This is a genomic window from Deltaproteobacteria bacterium, assembly GCA_019309045.1.
In the GTDB taxonomy this organism is placed as follows: Bacteria; Desulfobacterota; Syntrophobacteria; order BM002; family BM002; genus JAFDGZ01.
This window is the reverse complement of record JAFDGZ010000148.1, coordinates 1-5,160: the sequence shown is the minus strand read 5'-3', so window position 1 is coordinate 5,160 and position 5,160 is coordinate 1. Positions and strand designations below refer to the sequence as shown.

General features: G+C 54.2%; 6 protein-coding genes. 3 read left to right on the top strand and 3 right to left on the bottom strand.

What is annotated here, in order from left to right; translation table 11 throughout:
* A partial coding sequence (locus JRI89_16830) for a kinase/pyrophosphorylase (protein MBW2072897.1) occupies positions 1-397 on the top strand: 397 nt, incomplete at its 5' end.
* Positions 398-582: 185 nt separating this feature from the next.
* Here the strand turns inward: JRI89_16830 and JRI89_16825 are convergent.
* The 3 genes from JRI89_16825 to JRI89_16815 all read right to left on the bottom strand — a co-directional run bounded on the left by JRI89_16825 (position 583) and on the right by JRI89_16815 (position 2,722).
* On the bottom strand, positions 583-867 hold the full coding sequence (locus JRI89_16825) for an integration host factor subunit alpha (GenBank protein ID MBW2072896.1): 285 nt from the start codon (positions 865-867) through the stop codon (positions 583-585).
* A 454-nt stretch (positions 868-1,321) separates the two neighbouring features.
* Positions 1,322-2,278, bottom strand: a complete 957-nt coding sequence (locus tag JRI89_16820; GenBank protein MBW2072895.1) for an ImmA/IrrE family metallo-endopeptidase — start codon at positions 2,276-2,278, stop codon at positions 1,322-1,324.
* Positions 2,279-2,722: a helix-turn-helix transcriptional regulator gene (locus tag JRI89_16815; protein MBW2072894.1), complete on the bottom strand. Its 444-nt coding sequence runs from the start codon at positions 2,720-2,722 to the stop codon at positions 2,279-2,281.
* Positions 2,723-2,925: 203 nt separating this feature from the next.
* On the opposite strand from JRI89_16815, the gene JRI89_16810 reads away from it, so the two are divergent.
* Positions 2,926-4,497, top strand: coding sequence for an ATP-binding protein (locus JRI89_16810; protein MBW2072893.1), 1,572 nt, complete (start codon positions 2,926-2,928; stop codon positions 4,495-4,497).
* The coding region (locus tag JRI89_16805) for a hypothetical protein (protein MBW2072892.1) at positions 4,494-5,160 on the top strand (667 nt) is incomplete at its 3' end. The genes JRI89_16810 and JRI89_16805, both read left to right, overlap by 4 nt.

The following is a 5,160-nucleotide window of genomic DNA, read 5'->3' as shown; positions in this document are numbered from 1 at the left end:
GGTACTCATCGGGCTTTCCCGCACCAGCAAGACGCCTCTTTCTTCCTATCTGGCACAGATGGGCTGGAAAGTGGCCAATGTACCGCTTTTTCCTGACATCATGCCGCCCAGAGAGATCTTCACCATAGACCAGGTGAAGATTTATGGGCTCATTGTGGAGCCTGACGCCCTGGTGCGGGTCCGACAGGAGCGGCTTCGCTACCTGGGCTTGCCCGAAGATGCCAAGTACGCTGACAGGGCGAAGATCCTTCGTGAGATTGACTGGTGCCGGGCCTTTTACAGAAAGCATCCGCAATGGCCGGTGATTGATGTATCCGGCAAGGCCATCGAGGAGGTGGCAGCCAAGATCATCCAGCTCCACCAGGCGCGCTTGCAGGCCCGTGAGAGGGCGGGCTGAGCTGGTATAAAGGCGCCCCAGCCTGCGGACTGCTATACAGCGGCCTTTGCTGGTGGATCCTGCGAGATCATTAATACGAGACGCAGTTGTACACCGGAGTGCAGCGTTTTGCCAAAAGATATATAGCTGGCGTGCAAGAGATAGCTGCCGATTCTAGAATCGGACTGGAACGGGCACAGCGGTGGTCAGCGGTTGTTTATCCTGGATCGCAACACTCCCGAACACTTGAAGGTTACCACTTTCCGCGGTGAGAGCATGATGGGTTCGCCGGTTTGCGGATTGCGCCCTCTCCTCTGATTCTTTTCCTTCACACTGAACTTGCCGAAGCCGCTGATGAGAACATCCTCTCCCTGTTCGAGGGTTTGCTTGATGATTTCGAAGAGGGTTTCGACAATTTCCGCAGACTCGCTCTTGGTAAAAATGTTCTTGGCAAAAAGATCTTCGACGATGTGAGCTTTAGTCAAGGTCATCTGTCCCCCCTGCTAAATATACCGCAAGAGCCCTGCCTTGTGGCCTTATTACTAAATACAGAATAATCTTGCATAGTTCAAGAAAAAAATGCGAAAATTGTAAGGAAAAAGAAGCTTTGCGCTCTACGATAGCTGCTGTTCGGGCAGAAGCGACCATATTTCTTATATCAATAATAGGTGTAAAGTCAATAGGTTAATAATAGTGACTGCTGATGGGCATGGTGGTGGCAGCTGCCTTGCTCCTGCCCGGCCCAGGGCAGGCTGCTGCCAGTGCCTCAACCTGCAGGCGGAGTTTGCGTGATCCACAGCAGATCAGCCAGGCCCGCTTCTCTGTCGCAAGAGAGATCTGGCCATGCTCCCCTCAGCCTCACTATTGATGAACCAGGAATAGAGCTGGGCTTCGTTTCTTTGCAGGTCCGCCGGTCCGTGGAGCACTGGGCAGCCTTGATGACGCTTATTTGCCGGGGGTTTTCTGAAGTGAAGACGTTTGCGGGAAAAAAAGTGCCGCCACCTTGTGATGATTATGGCCTGCGCCATTCGAGGCCTCACAGGCCCGGGCCTCGATCCGGAAAGGGGGAGCGGCTCTGAGCTTCCAGTCCTCGGTGGCGCAGAAAACCTCTTTGCGACGGACACATCGGTTGACGCATGAATGAGATGGCGCTGATTTGAACCGCGGCATAAAGTAGTGGAAATCCATAGAGGGCACAGCGTAGGCCACTCGCAACTTTTTCTGAGAATGGTTGTTGCTTCGGCCAGGGCCGGGCTTCTCTTCACTGGGCTTGGCCATGTATCGCAGGAAAACAGCGCAGCAGATCTCCAGTTCAGTAGCGATCAGACGGCGCACTACTGCTTCAAACGAGGCCCCATACTGCCGCTGCAGTGCAGCAGCAGTCTCCAGAGAGTACCCGTAGTACACCACATCGCGGGCAAAGCAGTCCATGGGCATCAGCAGCTCTGCTGCTGCCAGATTGCAGAGGGACTCCAGTTCCCAGTGGTAGGGCTCCACCCTGTCTTGTCGTTGCCGCAGCCGGACAATCTCGAAGCAATCGGGGAACAGTGTGTGGGCAATCTCGTGACAGATGGTGAAGTTCTCTCTGGTCTTCCATAGTCTTCGATTAATGAGGATCTCCAGCTGACCCCTGTGGTCGACTCGCAGTACGCCGTCAGTTCCGGCGGCAAGATTCTGCTTCCTCACCCTGATTCCCAGAATAGAAGCCAGAACCCTCGGGTCATAGGGTGGGCCGCCCCAGGAGAACTGCCTGCCATATGCAACGAGTTCAGCTGCACGCCTTCGGATGATTTCCTCCGGAGGCAGCAGGACTCCATGGGTCTCCTGCAGACCGCGCACAGAAGGGTGGTGCCATGTCCTGGCCTTTCCGGGTGGATAATAGAGACGCTGGCTCTGGTCCATTTATGTCTGCTGCCTCTTTTTTATTCTTCTGTCTGCCTGGTAGGCGTAGTAGCTCTTTCCGGGTTTTTTCCCCCGGAATCTCATCCTGGCCAGGTCGAGCAGGATTTCTTCAGGAATGGGGTTGCCTTGCTTGTGCCGTTCTCTGGCAAGCTCCAGCAGGTCCTGGTCCATATCGGCCGGGATGTAGTCCTTCTTCAGCACAATGGGCTTTCTTTCCCCCATGAGCTGGGAGCTGGTGGTGCCAAGGGCTTCGGCGATACGATAGATGACCTCAGCAGAAGTGGCAATCTCGCCGTTGATGATCTTGGAAAGATTACCCTCGGTTATGCCGCTTTTCCTGGCCAGCTCGCTCTGGGTCCAGCCCTTGATCACCACAAGGTTCTTGATCCTGCCGCCAAGTTCTCTCCGCCATCTGACATCTGTCGAGCGTACCATGAGATTCAAGTAGCACATTTCCTTTCTTTTTTGCAAGTGATTTTAACAAACTTTCATATATGAAATTTTTTTCTTGACTTTTCTGTTGCAATTTTCTTAACCTGTACTCAGCAACGCCTGCCCGGGGGTCTCAGCGAGGCCCACAGGGAATGGCAGCAGAGCAACTCCTTGCGCATGCTGGTCCTCAGGCAGCCTATGGAGGTGAGCCGCCCATGGCACGGGATGTCTTTTACAGGTTCTACAATTCCCTGGCTGACCATTTCGACGCCTTTATCAAAGGAATCTATATCAGCCTGCCGCAGGGTGTGAGCAGTCAGCGACTGAAGTATGATCTATGTTGGCGCTTCAGGGACACATTCCAGGAGATCATTGCCTATGATCCCTATCATGGACTCTGGCGGATATGTTCTGCAAAGGACGACCCGAAAGGCGGGAACGTTGAATTTTCGAAAAAGGAAAAGATTGATTTGTTGACTTTACTGCAGCGGCTTGGACAAGAGCTTGCAGGGTCTAGCCAGAGATTGCTTGTACTTCTGGATGGGGTGGACAGCCACCTCAATGAAGAGCTGGTAAGCTTGAAGCTGGCGGAAATATTGACTCGCAACAGTTTCGGCTATACGCTCACCTTCATAGGTTTCAGGGACTTTCCTCGCTATGATCCTCTTGCCAGGCTCAATCTGCACCACATTCCCTACCCCAGCCCCTGCAGGCGCAGTCTGGGCAAGATGGTGCGCTCAGGCCTCGAGGCGATCGTTCAGGATGGAGAGACATCACTTGACCTCCAGGAGATAGAAGAGCAGGTTGCCGACAGTCTTTTCGGCTGTCCATCAATGGCGCTGGCCGAGGACCTCTTCAATCTGGCGTATGCAGAAGAGGAAAAATTCGATCCAGCACGCATCAACAAGATGAAGCTCAGCAAGATCAAGGCAAGCATACCTGGAATTTCTATCAGCTCGCCCCTGGAGCTGCCATCTATGGAGCAGGTCATTGGCTTTTCCCATCTCAAGTCTTATTGCATGAAGCGAAGACAAATCTTCCTGAAAAAAGAGAGCCCGCTCAGGCTGCACGGCATATGTCTGCTGGGTCCTCCAGGCACAGGAAAGACGCTCTTCGCCCAGGCACTGGCTCACAACTGGCAGATCCCTTACTGCAACCTGCGAATGACTTTTCTCAGCAAATTCGTCGGCGCCAGCGAGAGAAATCTCGAGACGATCCTGCGCATGCTCATTGATTTTGGCGGTCCCGTACTCTTCCATATAGATGAACTTTCCAGGCTGTTCGGCGCGGTTGGCGCTGATTCCCATGAAGTGACAAAACGAATCGTGGCCATGCTGCTCAACTTCCTGGAGTCGCCAGAAACCGGGCACATCTACACTGTCGGCACTACGAACAGCCTCGACATAGATGCTGCTCTGTTGCGGCGATTCGATGACGTTTTTTACGTGAACCTGCCGGACGCAACACAGCGCCGGGAGCTTTTCGAGTTCTTTGCCGGCAAATACGGCATCAATCTTCCCGGCGACAGGGCTGTCTCCACTATTTCGCGCGGCATGGTGGGAAGCGACATAGAACGTCTGGTAAAGGAGCTGAAGATTGAAGCGATGCACAAGGGCACGGAGCCCTCAGCCCTGGAACTGGTGCGACAGCTGAGAAACAGGCCGGCTCTGGCAGCGCTCTTTGCCGATTTGCAAAGGGTGGAAAAAATGGCTTTGCAGGCAGGTTTTCGTCTTGCCTCGCCGCGGAGCAAGGAGCTCAGCGAGCCTGAACTGAAGAAGAGAAAATGAATTACAGACACCTGATTCAGCTGATCTACGACTGTCACAACCTGAGCGGCAGCAGGAAAGACTCCCTGGCGAGGAAGCTGGCAACGGCGGTCGACCGCAGCAATTATCGCAGCTGGAAAAACCTGCTGCTTCCCAGCCTGGCAGTGAAAGAAGAGTTTTTCAAAGCGCATGCTCCGGCGAGCAAAGTGAAGATCCTGGGAGATCTTTGCGAGGCTATGAGGCGATTGAAAAGGACAGGCCTTGCCAGTGAGCTTTACAGCATCCTGGACGAAATGTATGCCCCGCCCTGCCAGGCGATATCAGGGGGAGAGGCTGCCGCTTTTCTCAGGATGAGGTTTCGCCAGAGCGAGCACAGAGAGGTAAGGGCAGGGCTGGCTGCGGTAATTATGGAACTGCCAGCAGAACAGCACCACATAGAGGAGGTGGCTGCAGCCATCCACGGTGATTACCTCCTTGCCATCCGGGCCATGGAGCGTCTTTGCGCCTTCGGAGAGCCTGGTCTGCAGGCTCTCAACCTGTTGCTGGAGGAAATTTCCCCCGGGCCGGCAATCACCTTCACCCTGTTGAGAATCATTGGAAAGGCGACCTGCAGGGCCTCCCTCAAGAGGAGACTTACAGCGAGATTGCTGCTCGGCAGCAGTCGGCAGGATAGTGACTGCCGCC